Consider the following 21,083-nt stretch of genomic DNA (forward strand, 5'->3'; position numbering starts at 1 on the left):
CAACTGCTCACTCTGCAGGGTCGGATGTCAGCCGGGCGCGAATGCGGGTGCGGGTGTGAGCGAGCGAACACCTGCTGGGCGCTCCCGTTTTCTTGCTCACCGGGTGGTGCGCGGTGTGCTCTGGAGTATCGCGGGGCTACTGGTACTCGCACTGGCAGTTGGTGCCTATGTCGCCTGGCCGATTCTTTTTCCAGGCCCCAGTGGCCTCTCCGGTCAACAGCCTGTGAGCGGCTTTCCCCACTCGGTGGAAGCGACCGGTGAGGACGGTCGGACTCGCACGCTCTCTGTCGCCGGGTACGACGGTGCAGACGTCGACCTTTCCGCGGTGCAGCCGGGCGACCGGGTGGTGGTGAGCGGTGCGGGATTTGACCCGAACCAGGGTGTGTATGTCGCTGTGTGTGCCATTCCCGATGACCCGACGATGCGTCCGGGGCCGTGTCTTGGTGGGGTGCCAGGCGCTGAGGTGACCGACAGTGAGATCGCGGAAGACGTTGGTGAGGAAGTGGTCACCGAGGGTGAGCGTGCTCCGCAGTGGGCGGCGGCCAACTGGATTAACGACGACTGGGCGTGGAAGCTTTTCGGGGCGAGGGGGTTTGACGATCGGGAACTGGGGACCTTCACCGCCTACATCGAGGTTCCCGCTGCAGCCGACGAATACGTCGACTGCAGGCGTGAGGAGTGTGGTCTGTTCACCAGAAACGATCACACGGCGATCGATAACCGCATGCAGGATCTTTACCTGCCGGTGTCTTTCCCCCGGTAGGCGGGCACCCGCAGGGCGGGAATCGTTCGATGAACGAGCGGTCCAATACTGAAGGCAAAGACAATGGTGCCGAGCCCGAAGTTTCCGCCCAGCGCCCAGCCGATGAGTAACACGGTCACTTCGATACTGCTTCGCACGGCCCAGATGGGCCACCCGAAGCGCGCATTCGCTCCGGTCATCAACCCGTCACGGGGGCCTGGGCCAAAACCCGCGCCGATGTAGAGGCCACTCGCGATCGCCAACATCATCACCCCGGTGGCAAAGACCAGCCAGCGCTGGAGAAGCGTTTCCGGGGTGTCGATGTAGAGCAGGCCCACTTCCATAAAGGGCCCCACCAGCAGGGCGTTCAACACGGTGCCAAGGCCCGGGCGTTGGCGAAGGGGAATCCACAGCAGCAAGACCACGAGTCCGAGGATCACCACCCACCAGCCGATACCCACCCCGGTGGTGAGCATTAACCCTTCGGCCAACACCGTCCACGGGTCCACGCCGACTTGGGCGCGAAGCATCATGGCGGCGGCGAAACCGAAAAAGAACAGTCCGATCAGGAGCCTGATGACCCGGTGGGTCAGGTGAAGGGCTCGGGGCGCACTGCGGCCTGCGCTATTGGGCAAGGAGCATGCTCGCAATCAGGGCGAGGGCTAAGCCCACCCATTGGATGGGTTGGATGCGCTCGCGCAACACGAGGGCCGCCAGCAGTATGGTGCCCGCCGGGTAGAGGGCGGTGAGGACGGCGACAATGGTCATGTCGCCGAGCCTGAAACCGGTGAGGATCAGGATGTTCGCGGTGACGTCCAAGACCCCGCCGAGGATGACGAGGCTCCAGAGCCTCCTCCACGACATCACCCACTGGGTGTCGGGTTTGATCAGGCTTCGAAAACCTTTGCGACGCACCAACGCCAGAATCACCACGACGACCAGTGCGCTTTGAATGGCACGGTTTGCCACCAGCGGGGTAATTCCCGACTCGGCGGGGGCGATGTCGATGAAGATATAAAACAAGCCGATCAGCAGTCCGGAGCCCACCGCCATCATGAGCGCCGTGGCGGTGGGTCGAATGGCCCGCTGGTCGGGAATAAACCCGACCAGTACGGCAGCGACCAAGGCGAGCGCCAGTGCGGGGTAGACATACGCGGAGAGTGCGTCGCCGGTCAATGCCCCCCAGGTCATCGGCACCAGTGCGGAGAGAACCGCCGTTGTGGGCGAGAGCACACTCATGGGACCGCGGGCCAAACAGGCGTAGAGCAAACCGATTGCCCCCAGGCCCGCTAATCCGGAGAGGCCACCCCAGAGGGCCGATTGCACGCTCCAGGTGTCTCCGGCGAGCAGCGAGACGCTCGCCAGGACGATCAGTCCCACGAGGGCGACGACACCGGTGACGGCGACGGCGTGGAGTCGTTTGGCCCCCATGCCGCCCGCGAAGTCAGCAGCGCCAAAAGCGAGCGCAGCGATGAGACCGATGAGAACGGTCAGCATCGTGTATCCAGCATGCACGTAACACTACGTCGTGTTCAGCCCATTAGGCCTACGCTGGAGGGGCTCTTGTCGGGACCCCAACACCCCAAGGAGGCGAATTGGCTGCCGTATACGGTGACATCACCGAAGCATTTGGTCAGACTCCACTGGTTCGACTAAACCGCGTGGTCGGTGACACACAGGCGACCGTGCTCGCGAAACTCGAGTTTTATAACCCGTCGGCCAGCGTGAAAGATCGGCTGGCGATTTCGGTGGTCAACGCGGCAGAAGCCTCCGGTGAGCTTCGCCCGGGGGGAACCATCGTGGAAGCGACCAGCGGTAACACCGGAATCGCGCTCGCCATGGTGGCCGCCGCCAGGGGTTACAAGGCCATCCTCGCGATGCCCGAGACGATGAGTACCGAGCGGCGGATGCTCCTTCGCGCGTACGGCGCAGAGCTGGTCCTCACTCCGGGGCCAGAGGGGATGACCGGTGCACTCGAGGTGGCCGAAAAAATTGTCGCCGACACTCCCGGTGCGGTCTTGGCCAAACAGTTTGAGAACCCGGCGAACCCAGAAATTCATCGCAAAACCACCGCCGAAGAAATTTGGCGAGACACGGACGGCAGTGTCGACGTGTGTGTCGCCGGTGTGGGTACGGGTGGGACGCTGACCGGCACCGGTCACGGGTTAAAAGCGAAGAAACCGCTGGTGCGGGTGGTGGGCGTCGAGCCCGCCGAATCTCCCCTGCTCCACGGTGGTGAGGCGGCGCCGCACAAAATCCAAGGAATTGGCGCGAACTTTATTCCGGAGATTTTGGACCGCGACGTGGTCGACGAAGTGATCGACGTCGCCAGCGAAGACGCCATGGTGATGGGTCGCCGGTTAGCCTCCGAGGAGGGAATCTTGGGCGGTATTTCTTCCGGGGCGACCGCGCATGCGGCGATCGAACTGGCTAATCGGCCCGAGTTTCAGGGCGCCACCATCGTGGTGATTTTGGCCAGCTACGGCGAGCGTTACCTCTCGACAGCGTTATTTGAAGGACTCGGCGACTAGTTAATGCCCGCTCGCACTCGCCTCGGCGAAGACATCCAGGCCACCCTCGTGCGCGACCCCGCGGCGAGAAATGGCCTGGAGGTGTTGCTCACCTCACCGGGTATTCGCGCACTGTTTTGGCACCGGGTGTCCCATCGGCTGTGGCACGCCGGCTGGATGCTCCTGGCGCGAATGATTGCTGCCGGGGTGAGGCGTCGCACGGGGATCGAAATCCACCCCTGCGCGACGATTGGCCGTCGCCTGGTCATCGACCACGGGATGGGTGTGGTGATCGGTGAGACCGCCGAAATCGGCGACGACTGCGTGATCTACCACGGGGTCACCCTGGGGGGTAAAAAACCGGGGGAGCGCGATCAGGCGCCCGGTCGCCGACACCCCAAAGTGGGCTCACAGGTGACGATTGGTGCCGGGGCACTGCTATTGGGCGATATTGTCGTGGGGGACAAAGCACGGATTGGTGCACAATCTGTCGTGACGAGTGATGTTCCCCCTGGTGCGTTGGCGATGGGGGTGCCGGCGACAATTCGAGAAGGGCGGGCGTAGCGCATGTTGAAATTTGCGTCTCGAGCGGTCCTCTCCCCCCTGGTGCGGGTACTGTTTCGCGCCAAGGTGGTGGGAAAAAAGAATGTTCCCCTGCACGGTCCGGTCATTTTGGCCAGTAATCACCTGTCCTTCATTGACAGCGTGGTGATTACACTCTTGGCGCCGAGGACGGTGTCGTTTCTGGCAAAGGATTCCTACTTCAACGGCACCGGGCTGAAGGGGTTCGCCTCTCGGGCATTTTTTCGCTCGATCGGCGCCATCCCGGTCACCAGGGGGGTGGGTCAGGCGGCCCAGGACGCGCTGGATGCCGGTTTGGAATTACTGGAAGAACAGAGCGCCTTTGCGATCTACCCGGAGGGCACCCGGTCGTTGGATGGCCGGTTGTATCGGGGTCGAACGGGCGTGGCGTGGTTGGCGCTGAAATCCGGCGCACCGGTCGTGCCGGTGGGCATTGAGGGGACCGATAAAGTCCAGCCCCCGGGCTCGAAGGGGATCTCGTTTGCCCGGATCCGCATTCGCTTTGGCGAACCACTCGACCTGTCGGTGTACGGCAAAGCCGATTCGGGGAAGGCTCGTCGCCACGGCACCGATGCGGTGATGGCGGCGATCGCCCAGCTCACCGGTCAAGAAGTGGCCCCCCACTACAACGAACCGCCTCCCAAGGGACTTGTGGAGACGGTTCGCCGGCGGTTCTTCGAGCGCTTCAAGCTGTAGCGCAAGAGGGCAGCAGCCGAGCTGTTAGGCCTCGCTGGTGGAGTCTTCTTTCGCCTCGGCTTCTGCCAACTGCTTGCGCACGTCGTCCATGTCGAGGTCTTTCACCGCGGTGATGACCTCTTCGAGGGCGGGTCCGGGCAGGGCGCCTGGTTGGCTAAAGACGAGGATTCCGTCGCGAAACGCCATCAGGGTCGGAATGGAGCGAATGTTCGCGGCCCCGGCCAGTTGCTGTTCGGCTTCGGTGTCGACCTTTCCAAAGCGGACGTCGGTGTGCTGGTTGCTGGCCTCTTCGTATACCGGAGCGAAGGCCTTGCAGGGGCCACACCATTCGGCCCAAAAGTCCACGAGGGTGATCCCGTCTTTGGTGACGGTGTCTTCAAAGTCTGCGGCGGTCAGTTCAATCGTTGGCATTACTGTCCTTTCGTCGCCCCCAACTATACCCCTTGGGGTATAGGCGTCAATGGCCTCTGCCTCGCTCGTAGCGAACAGCGGGTATGCGTAGCATGGGAGATCAGGCAAGAAAGCAGGTGTCTCGTGCGACCCGTTGACAAAGTGGTGACCGGTGGTCTCATTCGCACCATGGACGAGAAAAACCCCGAAGCCCACTGGATGGCGATCGAGCGAGGCCGGGTCGTGGCCGTCGGGTCTATCGATGAACAGCCACCCGAGGCACGGCAGGTCGAAGACGTCTCGGGCCAGACGGTCGTGCCGGGTTTTCACGACGCGCACTGTCACACCATGTGGTTTGGCCTGTCCCTGGGTGATGTCGACGCGGCCGCCTGTAACAGCTTTGATGAGCTCTACGCGGCGCTCGCCGAGCGCGCGAGCACGACTCCACCGGGTCAGTGGGTGCGCGCGACCGGCTACAACCAAGCACTCTTTGGCGGCGAGTATCCCGATATCGACCGGCTCGACCGCGTCCTTCCCCACCACCCCCTGTTTATGCGCCACACTTCCGGCCACGCCTGCATCGTCAACAGTGTGGCGATGGACGTGGTGGGGCTCGAATCCGCGGGGGAAATCGACGGCGGGGCCGTCGTGCGCGACGAACACGGTCGGGCCACTGGCGTATTGGAAGAGCGCGCCCAAGCCATCGTGCAGCAGCACCTCTTGCCGCTCTCCAACGCCGATATGGCTCAGGCCCTGGGTCGTGCAAGCGAGCGCTACGGCCGTGAAGGGCTCACCAGTTTCACCGAAACGGGGATCGCCGGTGGGTGGATCGGCCACAGCCCACGAGAGTTGGCCGCCTACCAGAGCGCCAAAGAACAGGGCGTGTTGGCCCAGCGGGCACAACTCATGGTGGTCTCCGACGTCCTGCACGACCTCGACGGCCACGCCGACGACCCCCGGGTCTTGGGTCTTGACGCCGGAATTCGCACCGGGTTTGGCGACGATTCGCTTTCGGTGGGCCCGATGAAGATTTTCTTAGACGGTTCGATGTTGGCTTGGACGGGTGCCGTCTCGGAGCCTTTTTCTGCCGGACCGCCGGATAACTACGGGTACTTCCAAGCAGAAGAGCAGGCCCTTCGAGACACCATGCTGCGTGCGTCAGCCGCCGGCTGGGCGGTGGGCGCCCACGCGATCGGCGATCGCGCGGTGGCGCTCGCGTTGGACACTTTTGAGGAGGCGCTCTCGCGTTTTGGCGCGCCCGTGGTGCCCCACCGGATTGAACACGGAGGGGTGGTCACCGACGAACAGGTGGCCCACGCCGCCCGACTGGGGGTGGCGATTGTCACCCAACCGGGGTTCATGCCGGAGCTTGGTGTGCAAATGCGCGCGGCGATGGGCCCCGCCAGGGAGGGGCTTATCCACCGCCACCGCTCGCTGCTGGATGCCGGTGCGATGGCCACGGGCAGTTCGGATCGTCCGGTGGCGACGGGTGTGCCGCTACAGATTATTCAATCGATGGTGGAGCGACTGGACTCCGAGGGTGTCGTGGTGGGCCCCGATGAGCGAGTCAGTATCGAACAGGCGCTCTGGAGCTACACGGTGGGCTCTGCCCAAGCCACCGGTTCGGCGGGCTCCCGGGGCATGCTCGCTGCAGGGATGTTGGCCGACTACGTGGTGTTGGCCGCCGACCCGGTGGCGACACCGGTCGAAGAGTTATCCACGATTGGAATTACTGGAACCGTGGTCGGCGGCACCCGAGTGTTTGGCGAGCACGGCTAAGAGACAGAGCCGGATGAGGCCCGAAACGACGGTGACACGGCTGGCATCCAGGGGTGAACACGCGGTGGTGGTTTCTGCGCGGGGGTTTTCTGCCTAAGGGTTTTCGGCGTAGCGTGAGGGATTGTGAAACCCGCTACCGCCTGGAGCCTCGTTGTCCTGCAATTTGTCTTTATTGGGGCGCTGGTGGCGCTTCCTCCCGGTGGGCTGTGGCCCACGGGGATACTGATCACCATCATTGGTGGGGTGCTGGTGAGTGCGGGTGTGGCGTTTGGCGCACTGGCGGGGCGGCGTTTAGGAAAAACCCTCACCCCGAGCCCCATTCCTCGAGAAGAGGGTCACCTGGAAACCTCCGGGGTGTATGCCTGGGCCAGACACCCCATTTACACCGCCCTGTTGACGCTGTCTTTGGGCTTAGTGCTGTGGGGCGCGTCAATCGCCCACCTGGCAGTTTTCTTTTTTCTCGTTGTGCTCATAAAGTTTAAGGCGCAAGCTGAAGAAAATATGCTTTTCAAGAAATACGAGGCTTATGCTGAATACGCGGCTCGGGTGGGACGTTTCTTCCCTGGTTTTGGCCTGGTGAGGAAGTAATGTCCTGAGTGCGCACTGCCACGTCGCTACGGTGTTGTGGGAGACGGGTGTTGTGGGAGACGTGCGGCAGTAATGACGCGACGGTAAGGGTGAGGTGATGGCGAGGAGACGACTGAGCGACACGTCGCACCCTGATACGAAACTGGATGATCAGTACTGGTTGCGCTTTGGTGACCTGCCGCAGCCGCCCATGCGGGACAAAATCATTTTCCTCACCGCCGAAGAGGTCGCCACGGTCGGCCCGGCCGAGTTCAACGTCGCCAGCGTCTGCGATCGACTGGGTGTTACCCACCCGATGGTCAATCACTATTTCCGCGGTCGCGATAACTTGCTGGCAGAGACGGCCTACGTGGTCTATCAGCGCTACATCGACAGCCTGTGGAAGGCGGTGCGCCAGGCACCGCCGGAGCCACGCGCGAGGCTTCGCGCCTGGATGTCCCAGCAGATTACGGGCACAGACGAACTCGGTGGCTGGGGTGGGATTTTGAATTACCCGGCGAGCTCCGTCCACATCAGTGGTTTGCTCGAAGAGCGCTACGGCGAGGACATCCGGGGCCTTTTTGAAACCAACATCATTCGATTGGGTGTGCTGGTGGAAGATGTGCGCCGTGAGCTGACGACGTCGCTCGATCAGATCGACGTCGCCGCCCTTCGGGCCCAGTTCCTGGCAGACCCGCAGATCATGGCCCGGGCGGCCACGGTGGCGTGGTCGACTCTCGGGGTGGCGGTGTGGAACGCGGGCCAACACTTAGCCTCGTCCAAGATCGAGGAGCTCCAGGCCAATAAAGAGGCGCTCATTGAGGCGCATATCGACCGAATGATCGCCACTATCTTAATTTGATTTAGTTAATGGTATTCTGGGGCTGTGGTCCCCGCCATTGTCGACTTATCCCTCGCCCTGCCGATCGCCGGCGGGCTACTGATCGTTGCGGGAGTGCTGGCCGTCATCGCGGTGGCTATCCACCGCCGACACAACCCACCCCCGGAGGCGATCCGTCGACGCGGGGTGCGCACCGCAGACCTGGAGGATGGCTCCGAAGTTCGTTAACGCAATCTGCTAGCGTTACGTCGTCGCTGTCCATGGCTTACCGCGCTGATGCGGTGCCAGCGAACGCTGGGAGAACAAGATGATTGTCGGTGTTCCCACCGAATCCATTAGCGGTGAAAACCGCGTGGCACAAACCCCCGAGACGGTGAAACAACTCGTCGAGATGGGGCTCAAAGTCCAAGTCCACAAGGGCGCAGGAGTCGCTGCCGGGTACCCCGACAAGGACTACCAAGAGGCAGGGGCGAGCCTTGTGGCCACGCTGAACCTCGAAAAAGTCGACGTGCTCACCCACGTGCGACCCTTAACGACCGCGGTGGTGAATAAGTTGCCGGCGGGGACGATTACGGTCGGGCTCGGCTCGCCCGCCTCCGAGGGTCCCGTCGTGAAAGCGCTCGCCAAAAAGAAGGTCACGTCTTTCGCCCTCGAACTGGTGCCGCGCATTTCCCGGGCCCAGTCGATGGACGCGCTGACCTCACAGGCCCTCGTCGCCGGCTATCGCTGCGTGCTCGAAGCGGCCATGCGCTTTCCTCGCTTTTTCCCCCTCTACATGACCGCTGCCGGTACCGTGCCACCCGCCAACGTGTTGGTGTTGGGAGCGGGCGTTGCGGGTCTACAAGCCATCGCGACGGCGAAGCGACTGGGCGCCAAAGTCCAGGCGTATGACGTGCGGGCCGCCAGCGCCGACGAAGTGCGCTCGATGGGTGGACAGTTCATCGAACTCGATCTCGATGCCCAGGCCGACGGCCAAGGCGGTTACGCCAAAGAACTCTCCAGTGACCGCCAGGAGCGACAGCAAGAACTGCTCACCCCCTACGTCACCCAGGCAGACGTCATCATCACGACCGCCGCGATTCCCGGTCGACCGGCTCCGCGGTTGATTACCAAAAAGATGATGGCGGACATGAAACCGGGCTCGGTCATTATCGACCTGGCAGCAGAAACCGGCGGAAACGTCGAAGGGGCCGTCGCCGGTGCGGACACTCCGGTGAAAGTCCAAGGCGGTAAAGGACACGCCACCCTGGTCGGTATGAAAGATGTGCCCTCCACGATGGCCTACGACGCCTCCCGGTTGTACGCGAAAAACATCGCCAACCTGCTGGCCCTGATGAACGTGGACGGCGCCATTGCGCCCGACTTCGACGACGAAGTCGTCGCCGGCGCCTGCCTCACCCACGACGGCGATATTCGACACGAACCCACCCGCGAGGCCCTGGCCTCACCGAAGAAGGGGGCTTAGACCATGGACGGCATTACGCTACTGACCTTTTTCGTGCTCTCGGTGTTTGTCGGCTTCGAGGTCATCTCGAAAGTCTCCAGCACCCTGCACACCCCACTGATGTCGGGGGCAAACGCCATCCACGGAATCATCCTGGTGGGGGCCATCCTGGTCGCCGGCCAGGCAGAGAGTGTCTTCATTCTCATCGTGGCGCTCCTGGCGGTTCTGATGGCCACGGTGAACCTCGTGGGAGGCTTCGTCGTGACCGACCGGATGTTGGAAATGTTCTCGGGTAAGAAAAAACCCACCCCCACGACTGAAGGGGCCGCCAAGTGAATCTCCTCAGCCCCACCGTCACCGCGCTCGCCTACCTTGTCGCCGCGGTCCTCTTCATCCTCGCCCTGAAGGGTCTGAGCTCACCGAAGTCAGCCAGGCGAGGCAACCTGCTCGGTGCCCTCGGTGCACTCATCGGTGTCACCACCGTGTTCCTGTCTCATGAATTGGACAACATCGGCTGGATCCTCGGGGTGATCGCGGTGGGTGCGGTGCTCTCCGTTCCCGCCTCCCGCATGGTGCAAATGACTCAGATGCCGCAGTTGGTGGCGCTCTTTAACGGTGTCGGCGGTGGCGCAGCCGCCGTTGTCGCGCTCTTGGAGCTCCAGCACGCCGACACGTTGGGCTTCCTGGTCGCCGTGGCCTTCACGGTGTTTGTGGGAAGTGTGTCCTTCTCGGGTTCGATCATCACCTTTATGAAACTCCAAGAATTGATGACGACCCGGCCCGTGACCTTCCCCGGCCAACAGTTCGTCATGATTGCCCTGGTGCTCGTTGTGGGCCTCGGGTCCTACTTCGTCATAGCCGATGCCAGCTATACCTGGGCGATCGCGCTGATGGCGCTTGGCCTCCTGGGCGGTGTCCTCGTAGTGCTGCCCGTGGGTGGTGCCGACGTTCCCATCGTCATTTCGCTGCTGAACGCCCTCACCGGCCTGGCAGTGGCCGCGTCCGGTCTCGTCCTCGGAAACACCCTGTTGCTGGTGGGTGGAACCCTGGTGGGTGCCAGTGGAACGATCCTCACCCGCGAGATGGCCCAAGCGATGGGTCGCAGTGTGACCAACACCATCTTCGGCGCCTTCAAGGGAGGCTCCACGGCGGGTTCGACCGAAGCGTCGGATCGTCCGGTGCGCTCCAGCTCGGCAGAAGACATTGCGATTTTGCTGGGCTACGCCAACCGGGTCATCATCGTCCCCGGTTACGGCCTCGCCGTCGCCCAAGCACAGCACACCATTTCGGAGCTGCAGCAAGCCCTCGAAGCCAAGGGCATCGAGGTCGTCTATGCCATGCACCCGGTGGCCGGACGTATGCCCGGTCACATGAACGTGTTGTTGGCCGAAGCGAGCGTGCCCTACGAGCTGCTCGTGGAAATGGACCAGGTCAACCCGCAGTTTAAAAACGCCGATGTCGCGTTGGTTGTGGGGGCAAACGACGTGGTGAACCCGGCCGCGAAGACCACCCCCGGTTCTCCCATCTACGGCATGCCGATTCTGGACGTGGCCGAGGCGCAGCAGGTGGTGTTCCTGAAGCGCTCCATGCGTCCAGGGTTTGCGGGAATCGAAAACGAGTTGCTCTTCGAGCAAAACACCACCCTGCTCTTTGGTGACGCGAAAGATTCGCTCACCAAGGTGTTGGGTTCGGTGAAGTCGCTCTAGGAACGCCCGGGTCGACGCCGTGACCACACCGCACGACCAGACCACCAAACGCGTACTGATCACCGGAGCGAGCTCCGGTATTGGGGCGGCGACCGCCACGGTGTTGGCCGATCGCGGGTGGCAGGTCGTGGCGGTGGCACGGCGAAAAGACAAACTCGACGCGCTGGCCGACCACCCACAGATCGACTCCTACGCCTGTGACATCACCGTCGACGATGACGTGTCGGCACTCGCCTCGTGGGTGGAACAGGGCGGTGGCATAGATGTGTTGATCAATAACGCCGGTGGTGCCGTGGGGATGGAATCCGTCGAAGACGGATCAATCGACGACTGGCGCTGGATGTATGAAGTCAACGTCTTGGCCACCAAGCGAATGATTTCGACCTTTCTGCCCATGTTGCGCCGGGCCGCTGACCGCAGCGGTGGTGCCGACATTGTGACGGTTACCTCGACAGCGGGATTTACCCCCTACGAGGGCGGCGGAGGCTACAACGCGGCAAAATATGCCGCCCACGCGATGATGCAGGTACTCCGCTTGGAGCTAAGCGGTGAGCCGATTCGGGTAATCGACATTGCCCCGGGCATGGTCAAGACCGACGAATTTGCCCTGAAGCGCTTCCGCGGGGACGCGTCGCGCTCAGAGTCGGTCTATGCCGATGTGGACCGGCCGCTTCTTGCCGAGGACGTGGCCCTGACGATTGCCTCCGCACTGGAGCTTCCCCCACACGTGAACCTGGACCTGGTGACGGTGAAACCGGTGGCCCAATCCGCACAGCACAAAACCCATCGCGGACCGCTTCGGACTAAGCCCACCGTCAACTAACAACAATCCCGTCACAGGCAGTGAGGCCGCCAGCGCAGGTGGGCGCGGAGGTGCCGAGAGTGGGTGTGCCCGGCGCGGGTGGGCTCAGAGCGAATGAGCGCAGCGCGGATGTGTCCAGTGCCGATATGCGGAGAGGCTTTAGGCCGAGTGGGCGAGGCCTACCCGCTCCGGCTGCGGCGAGGCGGCGAGGAGGAAGTGCCTGGCCGCGAGTACCCGGCGGTTTCCTTCGCCCCCCGTGAAGTTGATGTTCAGCTGATCGAAGGTGCGTCCGATCAGTGTTTCCACTGAGCGCACCTGGGTGCCTCGAAGGAGAGCAATTTCTTTATTGGAGTGGCCTTTGGCGATGAGGCGTAACACGTCGATTTGTTGGCTGGAGAGGTCGTCCCACTCGGCGGCGTATTCGCGGTCGTGCCGGGGGACATCCCCGTGGCCGCGAAGGACGTGGTCGAGGGCGGAGACCACTTCGTCGCTTCCTGAGAGTGAGGACTTGTGTAAAAAGGCTGCGCCGCCGGGTAGACCCGGGTTGTCGGCGTCGATGATGCGGGGGTGTCTCACGTCGGTCAGGAAGACCAGACCGATCCCCGGGGAGTGGTCCAAGAGTGCCTCGGCAAATGTTGCTCCGCTTTCGCACGACTGGATGTTGTATTCGAGAAGAACGGCGTCTGGGTCGTGGCGGAGGAAGGCGTTCCAGGCGTCTTCTGGGTCAGTCGCTCCCCGCGCGTCGAAGCCTTCGTGGGTCAAGGTGCCCACGAGGAGGTCTCGAAGCAGGGGTTGGGGCTCGAAGACGAGCACGCGACGGACCGGAGCCACAACGCCCTCGATGAGTCTGCTTACTTGTTCGGTCACTCCACGCCTCCCTACCACAACTATAGTCACTTTAGTTAGTGCTGAGGGGGTGAAAAACCAAAAATAGTCCGATTCATAACCGGAATAGGGCTTCAGGACAGGGGGCTAGAGTGAGGGGGTGTTGCGCCGCCTCGTGGAAATTTCTCGACCCGTCCTCTGGGTCAACACGATTGGAACCACCATCATCGCGATGTGGTTATCGGGATACCTCTGGACGTGGGACATTTTGCCCATCCTCATCTGGGTCACCTTCCCCTTCAACCTCCTGATTTACGGCATCAACGACATTTTTGACCGGGACACCGATGACCCCAACGCCCGCAAAGGAGGTTACGGCGGGGCAAAGATTGTCGACGGTGAAGTGCGATCCATCGCCTGGGGCGTGGTGGTCACGAACATCCCCTTCCTCGTCTACTTCGTGGTCACGCTGCCGTGGCCGGCGTGGGCGTGGATGCTCGCCTACGCGTTTTCTTTCTGGCAGTACTCGTCCACACCGCTTCGGTTCAAAGGACGGCCGGTGTGGGATTCGATTTCCAATACCGACTATGCCTATCCGCTTGTTTTTGTCCCCTTCGCGCTCGGTGAGCAGCCCGTCTGGGCGGCCGCTATTGGCCTGATGGCCTGGAGTATGGCCAAACACGTCTACGACGCCATCCAAGACATCGATGAAGACGCCGACGCGGGTATTAGAACCACTGCGGTCGCCTTTGGGACCAAAGGCGCCCTGGCGTGGTCGGCAGTCTTCTGGACCATCTCCACGGTGTTTTTTGCCCTGGTGAACTGGCCAGTGGCCGTGGTCAACGCGCTCATTGCCGGTTGGTTGGTCATCGCCCTGTGGCGCGAGCCGACCACACCCAAAGCGCGCGATATTTACCGCTTTTCTGTGGCTTTCCCCTACGTTGCGGGTGCTGTGGCCGGATTCCAGCTGGTTGTCGGCCTCGTTGTGGGAAGCTACCCAGCATGAGCCGTCGCGTCGTTGTCCTCGGAGCTGGACTCGGCGGTCTCGCCACCAGCGCCCTCCTCGCCAAAGCAGGATTCGACGTCACCGTCGTCGAAAAAAACGACTGGGTGGGCGGTAAGTCCCGTCGAATCAGCGTGGCGGGACAGCGCATCGACACCGGACCCTCCCTGGTGACCTTCCCCCAAGTACTTGAGCGTTTCTTTGACCGCTACGACTCGCTGGGTCCGGGGCTTCCCGCCCGGGAAATCGCCGACTTGCACTTAGAGCGACTGCCGGAAGTGGGTCGCTACTTCTACCGCGGCCACGTCACCGATATTCCTGTCGCCGCCGATCACCCGTGGGCAGAGGCGTGGTCGGCATTTCAAGACGAACACGCCACACTGGGACCGGTCATCACCGACCTGCTGACGACTGACCCGCTCAGTGCCGGGGTCATGGCACCGGCGGGAAAACTGGTGTCCTCCTACGGCAGGCACTTGAGCACACAGGCCTACCTGGACCACCGCCCCGACCTTCCCCAGGAACTGCGCGACATTATCGCTATTCACACGCTCAACGCGGGGGTATCCCCCGAACAGACTCTCGCCCTGTATGCCACCATGCCCGCTGTGATGGCCGATGAGGGGGTCTTTGTCCCCACCGGAGGTGTCTGGGAGATCGCCAACTCCTTACACCGCCTCGCCGAGGCCGCAGGAGCACAGTTCAAGCTCTCTGAAGGGGCAACCGCTGTGTCGAAGAAGTCGGTCACGACAGAGCACGGCCACTACGACGCAGATTTTGTGGTGAGTTCCCTGGATGCGGGAGTGCTCGAGCGACTGATGGGACACCCCCGGCCAGACCCCCAGAATCTCTCCTGCTCGGGAGTCGCCGTGTTTGCGACACTGAGCGAACACTTACCAGCCGACACCGTCACGCATTCGGTGGTGCTGCCGGACGAACCCGATGAACTCTTCGACAGTGTGCTCAATCGGCGCATCCCGGAGCAAACGATGGCTTTTGTCAACTACTACAAGACCGGCCACATTTATCCGAACGACAAAGCCACCGCAGCATTCCTGCTGACCGCCCCGGCGAATGGTGAGAGTGCGGGAGTGGGTGATGACTGGGTGTCGAGCGAACTGCAGCGCTCGCTCGATGTGATGGGCATCGATGCCAAATGGTCCGACCTGGTCGAGGACTACACGATCTTGCACCCCGAATATTTCGAAAGCTTTGGCGCGGTCGGCGGGGCACTGTATGGGGCGGGACGCCCCTGGTGGCAATCGGGTCCCTTCCACAGCCCCGGCTACCATTCTCTTCGACACCGCTGGTTGTGGCGGGTTGGGGCGAGTGTCCACCCCGGAGGTGGAATCCCCGCGGTGCTGGGCGGATCACTGATTGCCGGCAACCGAATGGTTGCCCACTACAGCTAAAGAGGACCGTCTGTCGGTTGGCTCGTGGACGGGCGAGTTCAGTGCTGTCGGTTCTGTTGAGGTCATTGGCGCTCAATGAACGGGGAAAAGGTATCCCTGTCGCCGATAAAGAACAACCCCTCACGCTCGATGTCCGAGAGGACCGGTTCGAATTCTTTCGCTCCAATCAGGGACTTCTCGGGGATTACCAGCGCCTGCACGTCGTTTCCCGTCCAGCGGGACGCTTCGGCGCATAGCCCATCAATCTGTTCGGAGAAGGTGTCGTCGTCGGTGTTATGTGGCTGAACGATGAAGAGATCAATGTCGCTTTCTGCGGTCATTTCGCCCCTGGCTGCTGAGCCAAAGAGCGCAGCAAAAACCGGAGGGCTATCCCATGAGGCGCAACGCTCGCCAAGTCGATCAAGGAAGCGTTCTTGTGCCTCGGCAATGTCCACAACTGCCGATGCGAGGAGATGGTCACGATTGAGCGAAAACACCCGCGATCTGCCGAAAACCTTTTCGAGGAGTAAGCCGTACTGGACTAAGCGACTGAGGGTATTGCGAATGCCCTCGTCGGAGCGCTCGGGCAGAAGAGCGTGAATCTGAGGGACCGATAGCCAGTCGGTGGCCCGTGCCACCCGAACTAAGACGTCCCCGTCGAGGCTCGGGGTCACACTGAGAAACGGTTTTTTGAGAATCATGACGCTACCAATAATACTTGGTATCAACCAAAAATAGTTGGTTAAGCGATGAGTTCTCAGAGGGCTTGGGCGGAGTGTGTTGGGGATGGCCATGCGGGGACAGTAAGTCCCACCACCGACAAGTGGATGAACCGGTGATCACGACCGCTCCCGATCTAGTGTTTACGGCCGTGTTGATAATCCCGACGCCTCGGCCAAAACACGTGTTCTACTTCTTCGTACCTACTCGGAGGGGGTCTGCATTGAGAACGAATAGTAGGATTGAGTCATACTCAACGAGAGGGTCGATTATGCGCACCACGAAGCAGCTCAGCATCACGCTCCCCAACAACATGGCTGAGGCGTTGAAGGAGCGGGTCGCCTCTGGCGCCTATGCAAGCGAAAGCGAAGTGATTCGCGACGGACTCCGTGCGCTGTTCTCACAGGAAGAGGCTGTCGAGCGGTGGCTGCGGACCGAGGTGGTGAACTCCGTGGAGGCGATGCGTGCCGACCCATCTCGGGCAATAAGTGCCGAAGACATGCGTGCCTACCTTTCAGGTCTGAGAGCCAAATACGACGATGAAAATGGCTCGTGACGTATCGGGTCACCTACTCTCCTGAAGCTCAGCAGCAACTGACCGATATCTTCCTTTGGGTCGCGAATCAGAGTTCATCCGAAGCAGCGGAACGCTTCGTGCTATCGGTCTATGACTTTTGCGACAGCTTGAGTACTTTTCCTCATCGGGGCATCGCGCGAGACGATCTTTACCCTGAAATGAGGACCTTGGGTTTCAGGCGACGGGTAATGATCGCGTTCATCATCAGTGAGCGGGAGGTCGAGATTTATGGCGTCTATTACGGCGGTCGGGATCACGAAGGCCTCATCAAAAACACACTTCCGGATGGCGGTTCCTAGAACTCGGATCAAGCCAGGATCGCTCTGTATTTGCGGGACTTGTCGCTGGCGAAAGCATGCCCGAAACTGCGTCTGGTTACTCGTGGAGGGAAGCAGGCGCCTAAGAGAAAGTATGAAGTGGCTCCGACCGGCATCGATCCGGTGACCTTTCGATTTTCAGTCGAACGCTCTACCAACTGAGCTACAGAGCCAAGGACACCAACTACATGCCCTAACTAAAGAGCCCCGCTGGGGGGCTCTTTAGTTCGCGACCCTGACGGGACTTGAACCCGCGACCTCCGCCGTGACAGGGCGGCACGCTAACCAACTGCGCCACAGGGCCTTGCGATATTAAATTATACGTGACCCCAACGGGATTCGAACCCGTGCTACCGCCGTGAAAGGGCGGCGTCCTAGGCCGCTAAACGATGGGGCCGAGCTGGTTTCAGCGCTCTATGAGTGTAGGTCGACGGGGATGGGAATGCAAACAGGCGCCGTGCCTCACGTATATTGCCCGCGTGGCCGGCCCGGTGCCTCATGTAAAAATACCCGCGTGGGCTCTGTCCCCCCACGCGAGTGCGTTACTTGGCGAGTGTGCCAGCAGGCCGGATAAGCAGCTGTGCGCGGGGTGCGAACCCCGCGCCACACCCCCTTCACTGCGGAGTAGCTGTGGGTGGTGTGACTATCGTGATATTTCGTGCGAAGCCTTCGTGAGCATGTCATTAGCCTGCCGGTTATCACATCGGTCGTGGCGGCCTTGGTGCTGAGTGTCACTGTGGTCTGGCACGAACAGGCCTTCGCCAAGGAGTACCCCTCCTGGCAGGACGTCCTCGAGGCGCGAGAAGACGAAGAAAAAACTCAAGAGAAGATCGAAGAGTTGCAGGGCCTGATCGATGAACTCGCCACCGAATACCAGGCGGCTGAAGAAGAAGCGGCGAGGCTTGGCCAAATTTTCGTCGAAGCCCAACAAGACCTCGACGACGCCATCTACACCCAAGAACAACTCCAGGCCGAAGCAGACGCTGCCTCAGACACCGCCGAAGAATCCCGCATGCAAGCCGGCCAGTTCGTCGCCGAACTGGCCCGCGCGGGCGGCGGTGACCTCCAGGCCACCATTTTTGTCAACGCCGATGAGGCAGACGGCCTCCTGCGCCGACTCGGTTACGCCTCCAAAATTGCGGAACAGACCGACGGTATCTACGCCAAAGCGCTGGCCGACCAAAACACCGCCCAGTCGTTAACCGACCAGGCCGAAGTGGCCTCCGAGATTCGAGAAGAACTCCAAGTCGAAGCAGAAGCCACCTTCGATGCGGCTAACGACGCCGCGCTGCGCGCCGCCGAAGCGCTGGATGAGCAATTAGAAGCCTCCGCCACCCTCGAGGCACAACTCGCCGTGCTGGTCGAAGAACGAGAAGCCACCGAAGAGGACTACCAGGCCGGTGTGATCGCCAGACAGCTTTCCGAAGTGCGGGGAATGATCGACCCCGGACAAATCTCTGCTTCCGGCTGGGCACGCCCCACCGGTGGGTACATTTCCAGCCACTACGGAAACCGCATCCACCCCATCTACGGCACCACCCGCTTCCACGCCGGAATCGACCTCGCCCACCCCTGTGGGCAACCGGTCTATGCGGCGAGGGAAGGCACCGTGTCGTATGCCGGATGGTTGGGTACCGGCGGAAACTTCATTCGTCTCAACCACGGCGACGGGGTCACCACCGGCTATATGCACCTGCAGTCGGGTTCAATGTATGTGAACTTCGGCGAGCGGGTACAAACCGGGCAACTGATCGCCCGGGTGGGCACCACCGGTGGGTCCACCGGTTGCCACCTGCACTTTGAAACCAGGCGCGACTGGGACCCGGTCGACCCGTACTACTTCATGGGTGACCGAGGCGTGCGGCTCGGTTAATACCGTTACGGCACCAAGACAGAGCCCGGCCTAACACCGTTACTTCGTGAATACCGATAACCCCGGTAGGGGTTACTTGGCGTCGTGGTAAGCCTTCACCGACTCTTCGATGATCTTTTCCGCTTCAGCTTTGTCGCTCCACGCCTCGGTTTTGACCCACTTACCGGGTTCGAGGTCTTTGTAGTGTTCGAAAAAGTGCTCGATTTCTTTCTTCGTGTACTCGGGGACATCGTCAATGTCTTGGATGTAATCCCAGCGGGGATCCCCGGAGGGCACACAGAGCACTTTGGCGTCCACACCACCGTCGTCGGTCATGTTGAATACCGCCACCGGGCGCACTTTGATTCCCACACCGGGAAAGACCGGGTATTCGGTCATCACGAGGACATCGACCGGGTCGCCGTCATCGGCCAGAGTGTGTTCGATAAAGCCGTAGTCGGCGGGGTAGACAAATGACGTGTAGAGCACGCGGTCGAGAAACACTCGACCGGTTTCGTGGTCTACTTCATATTTGTTGCGTGATCCGCGGGGGATTTCAATAACGGCGGGGTAATCGGCCATGGCTGTACTCCTTGGGGGCGCTCGCAAAAACGTGTCAAGTAACCTTACCGGGTGGCAGAAGAGCCCCAAGAAGCCGGCCGGCGCCCCCGGCTCACCCCGCCGATGGCCGATGCCAGGCGGGCCATCAGCGACTGCCTAGAAGCAGAACATGCCGCCCGTCCGGGCGGCATTGCCCCGGGTTCTCTGTTTCTTATTGCCGTGAGCGGTGGTGCCGATTCCCTGGCACTCGCCTACGCCGCATCGTTTGTCTTTGCCAAAGCCGGACACCGCGTAGAAGCGGTCATCATCGACCACCAGCTACAACCCGACTCCGCTGACGTCGCCCTCACAGCACAAGACACCCTCAAGACCATGGGCGTTGACGCCCAGATCGTGCGGGTGGATATCGCCGGGGACACTGTGGATGTCGACAACTCCGATTCAGGAGACACCCCGCGGGGAAATATCGAATCGCGTGCCCGCGATGCCCGCTACGAGGCGTTGGCTGCTGTGGCAGAGAAACGCCAGGCCACTGCCGTGTTACTTGGCCACACCAAAGACGATCAAGCAGAAACCGTTCTTCTTGGTCTGACCCGTGGATCTGGGCCTCAGAGCATCGCTGGGATGCAGAAGGTATCTGGACTGTGGTGGCGACCGTTCTTGGGACTCTCCCGGGCGACAACCGAACAGGTGTGTGTCGATGCGGGGCTGTCCTGGTGGTCCGACCCCCACAACAGTGAGGATCGTTTTGTCAGACCACGGATTAGACACCGCGTGATGCCGGTGTTGGAAAAACAGTTGGGGCCCGGTGTGGCCGATGCACTGGTGCGCACTGCGGAATTGGTGCGACAAGACGGCGAAGTATTAGATCAGATGGCGAACGACGTCTACGAATCGTTGGGAGACCAGGCCGGCGCAGGAATCGTTCCGGTGGGGCTGTGGCAGACACAACCGCCGGCGGTAATGTCCCGGGTGCTGCGCGTGGTGGCGAAGCAGACCCTTGGCTCCCACCTCAGCCACACCCACACCGAAGCCTTGATGCGCCTGGTCACCCACTGGAGGGGGCAGGGCCCGGTCGATATTCCCGGCGGTAGAGTTGTGAGGAACGGGGATGAGCTGAGGTTTTCCGCGCAGTAAGGCCCGCCACCACAGGGAAGAGCACACCGATGGACACTGTTAATGGACTCTGTTAATGGACACCGCTGACGTTCAGGGCGATTTGGAAGAAATCCTGCTCACCCCGGAGCAGATTTCGACGCGGATCGCCGAAATTGCTCGGGAGGTCGAAGCAGACCTGGAGGGTGAAACCCCGCTGTTGGTGGGGGTGCTCCGTGGTGCGGTGATGGTGATGGCCGATTTGTCCCGTGAGCTTCGACTGCCGGTCGAAATGGATTGGATGGCCGTGTCCAGTTACGGAAACGACCACAAATCAAGCGGTGTGGTGAAAATCTTGAAAGACCTGGACACCGCAATGGAGGGTCGACACGTCCTGATTGTCGAAGACATTGTCGACTCGGGGCTGACCCTCTCCTGGTTGTTAGAAAACTTCCGCTCCCGCGGGGCACAGTCACTGCGGGTCATGACCCTTCTTCGCAAACCAGAGGCGATGACGGTCGACGTGCCACTGGATTACGTGGGCTTTGATATTCCCAACAAGTTTGTGGTCGGCTACGGCTTGGACTACGCCAACCGCTACCGAAGCCTCACCTCGGTCGCGGTGCTCACCCCCGCGGTCTATGGGGGCCAGCCGCCCGAGTGAAGACGCAGGAGGGTGGCGG

The 21,083-nt window shown here is 61.5% G+C and carries 25 protein-coding genes and 3 tRNA genes; 19 read left to right on the forward strand and 9 right to left on the reverse strand.

Annotated features, from left to right (window positions below):
* The first annotated feature begins 55 nt into the window (after nucleotides 1-55).
* Nucleotides 56-763 (forward strand): hypothetical protein, encoded by a 708-nt coding sequence (locus tag RI518_RS02705; RefSeq protein ID WP_310689281.1) that lies wholly within the window; start codon nucleotides 56-58, stop codon nucleotides 761-763.
* Here RI518_RS02705 and RI518_RS02710 read toward each other — a convergent pair.
* Both RI518_RS02710 and RI518_RS02715 read right to left on the reverse strand, forming a co-directional pair.
* Complete coding sequence (locus RI518_RS02710; protein ID WP_310671984.1) at nucleotides 736-1,377, reverse strand: hypothetical protein; 642 nt, start codon at nucleotides 1,375-1,377, stop codon at nucleotides 736-738. The two genes, RI518_RS02705 and RI518_RS02710, sit on opposite strands and share 28 nt — an antisense overlap.
* On the reverse strand, nucleotides 1,367-2,239 hold the full coding sequence (locus RI518_RS02715; protein ID WP_310689282.1) for a DMT family transporter: 873 nt from the start codon (nucleotides 2,237-2,239) through the stop codon (nucleotides 1,367-1,369). The genes RI518_RS02710 and RI518_RS02715 overlap by 11 nt, the downstream gene beginning before the upstream one ends.
* A 98-nt stretch (nucleotides 2,240-2,337) precedes the next feature.
* Between RI518_RS02715 and cysK the strand changes: the two genes are divergently transcribed.
* Genes cysK through RI518_RS02730 form a run of 3 tightly spaced genes read left to right on the forward strand, consistent with a single transcriptional unit; the run spans nucleotide 2,338 to nucleotide 4,530 of the window.
* A complete protein-coding gene (cysK, locus tag RI518_RS02720; protein ID WP_310671981.1) occupies nucleotides 2,338-3,273 on the forward strand; it encodes a cysteine synthase A in 936 nt (311 codons plus the stop codon).
* 3 nt (nucleotides 3,274-3,276) lie between these two features.
* The gene (gene cysE, locus RI518_RS02725; RefSeq protein ID WP_310671980.1) at nucleotides 3,277-3,816 is read left to right on the forward strand and encodes a serine O-acetyltransferase; all 540 of its coding nucleotides are present in this window, start codon (nucleotides 3,277-3,279) and stop codon (nucleotides 3,814-3,816) included.
* 3 nt (nucleotides 3,817-3,819) lie between these two features.
* Nucleotides 3,820-4,530, forward strand: a complete 711-nt coding sequence (locus RI518_RS02730; RefSeq protein WP_310671978.1) for a lysophospholipid acyltransferase family protein — start codon at nucleotides 3,820-3,822, stop codon at nucleotides 4,528-4,530.
* 24 nt (nucleotides 4,531-4,554) lie between these two features.
* Here RI518_RS02730 and trxA read toward each other — a convergent pair whose 3' ends face one another.
* Nucleotides 4,555-4,941 carry a thioredoxin gene (trxA, locus tag RI518_RS02735; protein ID WP_310671976.1) on the reverse strand — a complete coding sequence of 129 codons (387 nt, stop codon included), beginning with the start codon at nucleotides 4,939-4,941 and terminating at the stop codon, nucleotides 4,555-4,557.
* 123 nt (nucleotides 4,942-5,064) lie between these two features.
* Between trxA and RI518_RS02740 the strand changes: the two genes are divergently transcribed.
* The 8 genes from RI518_RS02740 to RI518_RS02775 all read left to right on the forward strand — a co-directional run bounded on the left by RI518_RS02740 (nucleotide 5,065) and on the right by RI518_RS02775 (nucleotide 12,080).
* Nucleotides 5,065-6,699 (forward strand): amidohydrolase, encoded by a 1,635-nt coding sequence (locus RI518_RS02740; protein WP_310689283.1) that lies wholly within the window; start codon nucleotides 5,065-5,067, stop codon nucleotides 6,697-6,699.
* A gap of 123 nt (nucleotides 6,700-6,822) precedes the next feature.
* Nucleotides 6,823-7,287: an isoprenylcysteine carboxylmethyltransferase family protein gene (locus tag RI518_RS02745; RefSeq protein WP_310689284.1), complete on the forward strand. Its 465-nt coding sequence runs from the start codon at nucleotides 6,823-6,825 to the stop codon at nucleotides 7,285-7,287.
* Nucleotides 7,288-7,384: 97 nt separating this feature from the next.
* Entirely contained in the window at nucleotides 7,385-8,128 is a 744-nt protein-coding gene (locus tag RI518_RS02750) for a TetR/AcrR family transcriptional regulator (protein ID WP_310689285.1), read from the forward strand.
* A gap of 24 nt (nucleotides 8,129-8,152) precedes the next feature.
* Nucleotides 8,153-8,335 (forward strand): hypothetical protein, encoded by a 183-nt coding sequence (locus tag RI518_RS02755; protein WP_310671971.1) that lies wholly within the window; start codon nucleotides 8,153-8,155, stop codon nucleotides 8,333-8,335.
* 79 nt (nucleotides 8,336-8,414) lie between these two features.
* On the forward strand, nucleotides 8,415-9,572 hold the full coding sequence (locus tag RI518_RS02760) for a Re/Si-specific NAD(P)(+) transhydrogenase subunit alpha (protein WP_310671970.1): 1,158 nt from the start codon (nucleotides 8,415-8,417) through the stop codon (nucleotides 9,570-9,572).
* 3 nt (nucleotides 9,573-9,575) lie between these two features.
* Nucleotides 9,576-9,887, forward strand: a complete 312-nt coding sequence (locus RI518_RS02765; RefSeq protein ID WP_310671969.1) for an NAD(P) transhydrogenase subunit alpha — start codon at nucleotides 9,576-9,578, stop codon at nucleotides 9,885-9,887.
* On the forward strand, nucleotides 9,884-11,257 hold the full coding sequence (locus RI518_RS02770; RefSeq protein WP_310689286.1) for an NAD(P)(+) transhydrogenase (Re/Si-specific) subunit beta: 1,374 nt from the start codon (nucleotides 9,884-9,886) through the stop codon (nucleotides 11,255-11,257). The genes RI518_RS02765 and RI518_RS02770 overlap by 4 nt, the downstream gene beginning before the upstream one ends.
* Nucleotides 11,258-11,276: 19 nt before the next feature.
* Entirely contained in the window at nucleotides 11,277-12,080 is an 804-nt protein-coding gene (locus RI518_RS02775) for an SDR family oxidoreductase (protein ID WP_310689287.1), read from the forward strand.
* A 138-nt stretch (nucleotides 12,081-12,218) separates the two neighbouring features.
* Here RI518_RS02775 and RI518_RS02780 read toward each other — a convergent pair whose 3' ends face one another.
* Nucleotides 12,219-12,926, reverse strand: a complete 708-nt coding sequence (locus RI518_RS02780; protein WP_310689288.1) for a response regulator transcription factor — start codon at nucleotides 12,924-12,926, stop codon at nucleotides 12,219-12,221.
* 118 nt (nucleotides 12,927-13,044) lie between these two features.
* Between RI518_RS02780 and RI518_RS02785 the strand changes: the two genes are divergently transcribed.
* Together RI518_RS02785 and RI518_RS02790 are read left to right on the forward strand one after the other, a co-directional pair.
* Nucleotides 13,045-13,890 (forward strand): UbiA family prenyltransferase, encoded by an 846-nt coding sequence (locus RI518_RS02785; RefSeq protein ID WP_310671964.1) that lies wholly within the window; start codon nucleotides 13,045-13,047, stop codon nucleotides 13,888-13,890.
* Nucleotides 13,887-15,299, forward strand: coding sequence for an NAD(P)/FAD-dependent oxidoreductase (locus tag RI518_RS02790; RefSeq protein WP_310671962.1), 1,413 nt, complete (start codon nucleotides 13,887-13,889; stop codon nucleotides 15,297-15,299). Before RI518_RS02785 ends, RI518_RS02790 begins: the two co-directional genes overlap by 4 nt.
* Before the next feature lie 62 nt (nucleotides 15,300-15,361).
* Here RI518_RS02790 and RI518_RS02795 read toward each other — a convergent pair whose 3' ends face one another.
* The gene (locus RI518_RS02795; protein WP_310689289.1) at nucleotides 15,362-15,979 is read right to left on the reverse strand and encodes a nucleotidyltransferase domain-containing protein; all 618 of its coding nucleotides are present in this window, start codon (nucleotides 15,977-15,979) and stop codon (nucleotides 15,362-15,364) included.
* Nucleotides 15,980-16,269: 290 nt separating this feature from the next.
* Between RI518_RS02795 and RI518_RS02800 the strand changes: the two genes are divergently transcribed.
* Together RI518_RS02800 and RI518_RS02805 are read left to right on the forward strand one after the other, a co-directional pair.
* The gene (locus RI518_RS02800; protein ID WP_310671960.1) at nucleotides 16,270-16,554 is read left to right on the forward strand and encodes a type II toxin-antitoxin system ParD family antitoxin; all 285 of its coding nucleotides are present in this window, start codon (nucleotides 16,270-16,272) and stop codon (nucleotides 16,552-16,554) included.
* Nucleotides 16,551-16,874 carry a type II toxin-antitoxin system RelE/ParE family toxin gene (locus RI518_RS02805; RefSeq protein WP_310671959.1) on the forward strand — a complete coding sequence of 108 codons (324 nt, stop codon included), beginning with the start codon at nucleotides 16,551-16,553 and terminating at the stop codon, nucleotides 16,872-16,874. Before RI518_RS02800 ends, RI518_RS02805 begins: the two co-directional genes overlap by 4 nt.
* Nucleotides 16,875-16,992: 118 nt before the next feature.
* Here the strand turns inward: RI518_RS02805 and RI518_RS02810 are convergent.
* The 3 genes from RI518_RS02810 to RI518_RS02820 form a co-directional block, all read right to left on the reverse strand.
* Nucleotides 16,993-17,065, reverse strand: a tRNA-Phe gene (locus RI518_RS02810).
* 57 nt (nucleotides 17,066-17,122) lie between these two features.
* Nucleotides 17,123-17,196 (reverse strand) — tRNA-Asp (locus RI518_RS02815).
* A gap of 20 nt (nucleotides 17,197-17,216) precedes the next feature.
* A tRNA-Glu gene (locus RI518_RS02820) sits at nucleotides 17,217-17,289 on the reverse strand.
* 324 nt (nucleotides 17,290-17,613) lie between these two features.
* Between RI518_RS02820 and RI518_RS02825 the strand changes: the two genes are divergently transcribed.
* Nucleotides 17,614-18,765: a peptidoglycan DD-metalloendopeptidase family protein gene (locus tag RI518_RS02825; RefSeq protein ID WP_310689290.1), complete on the forward strand. Its 1,152-nt coding sequence runs from the start codon at nucleotides 17,614-17,616 to the stop codon at nucleotides 18,763-18,765.
* Nucleotides 18,766-18,837: 72 nt separating this feature from the next.
* Here RI518_RS02825 and ppa read toward each other — a convergent pair whose 3' ends face one another.
* On the reverse strand, nucleotides 18,838-19,326 hold the full coding sequence (ppa, locus tag RI518_RS02830; RefSeq protein WP_310689291.1) for an inorganic diphosphatase: 489 nt from the start codon (nucleotides 19,324-19,326) through the stop codon (nucleotides 18,838-18,840).
* Between the two features lie 51 nt (nucleotides 19,327-19,377).
* On the opposite strand from ppa, the gene tilS reads away from it, so the two are divergent.
* Together tilS and hpt are read left to right on the forward strand one after the other, a co-directional pair.
* On the forward strand, nucleotides 19,378-20,442 hold the full coding sequence (gene tilS / locus RI518_RS02835; RefSeq protein ID WP_310689292.1) for a tRNA lysidine(34) synthetase TilS: 1,065 nt from the start codon (nucleotides 19,378-19,380) through the stop codon (nucleotides 20,440-20,442).
* A gap of 55 nt (nucleotides 20,443-20,497) precedes the next feature.
* Nucleotides 20,498-21,064, forward strand: coding sequence for a hypoxanthine phosphoribosyltransferase (hpt, locus tag RI518_RS02840; RefSeq protein WP_310671955.1), 567 nt, complete (start codon nucleotides 20,498-20,500; stop codon nucleotides 21,062-21,064).
* Nucleotides 21,065-21,083: the final 19 nt, after the last annotated feature.

Source organism: Pontimonas sp., assembly GCF_031581085.1.
Lineage (GTDB): Bacteria > Actinomycetota > Actinomycetes > Actinomycetales > Microbacteriaceae > Pontimonas.

Excerpts from the sequence above, each read along its gene's own strand:
- RI518_RS02715 (WP_310689282.1), bottom strand. The coding sequence starts at position 2,239 with ATGCTGACCGTTCTCATCGGTCTCATCGCTGCGCTCGCTTTTGGCGCT.
- cysE (WP_310671980.1), top strand. The coding sequence starts at position 3,277 with ATGCCCGCTCGCACTCGCCTCGGCGAAGACATCCAGGCCACCCTCGTG.
- RI518_RS02730 (WP_310671978.1), top strand. The coding sequence starts at position 3,820 with ATGTTGAAATTTGCGTCTCGAGCGGTCCTCTCCCCCCTGGTGCGGGTA.
- trxA (WP_310671976.1), bottom strand. The coding sequence starts at position 4,941 with ATGCCAACGATTGAACTGACCGCCGCAGACTTTGAAGACACCGTCACC.
- RI518_RS02750 (WP_310689285.1), top strand. The coding sequence starts at position 7,385 with ATGGCGAGGAGACGACTGAGCGACACGTCGCACCCTGATACGAAACTG.
- RI518_RS02760 (WP_310671970.1), top strand. The coding sequence starts at position 8,415 with ATGATTGTCGGTGTTCCCACCGAATCCATTAGCGGTGAAAACCGCGTG.
- RI518_RS02765 (WP_310671969.1), top strand. The coding sequence starts at position 9,576 with ATGGACGGCATTACGCTACTGACCTTTTTCGTGCTCTCGGTGTTTGTC.
- RI518_RS02790 (WP_310671962.1), top strand. The coding sequence starts at position 13,887 with ATGAGCCGTCGCGTCGTTGTCCTCGGAGCTGGACTCGGCGGTCTCGCC.
- RI518_RS02795 (WP_310689289.1), bottom strand. The coding sequence starts at position 15,979 with ATGATTCTCAAAAAACCGTTTCTCAGTGTGACCCCGAGCCTCGACGGG.
- RI518_RS02800 (WP_310671960.1), top strand. The coding sequence starts at position 16,270 with ATGCGCACCACGAAGCAGCTCAGCATCACGCTCCCCAACAACATGGCT.
- ppa (WP_310689291.1), bottom strand. The coding sequence starts at position 19,326 with ATGGCCGATTACCCCGCCGTTATTGAAATCCCCCGCGGATCACGCAAC.
- hpt (WP_310671955.1), top strand. The coding sequence starts at position 20,498 with ATGGACACCGCTGACGTTCAGGGCGATTTGGAAGAAATCCTGCTCACC.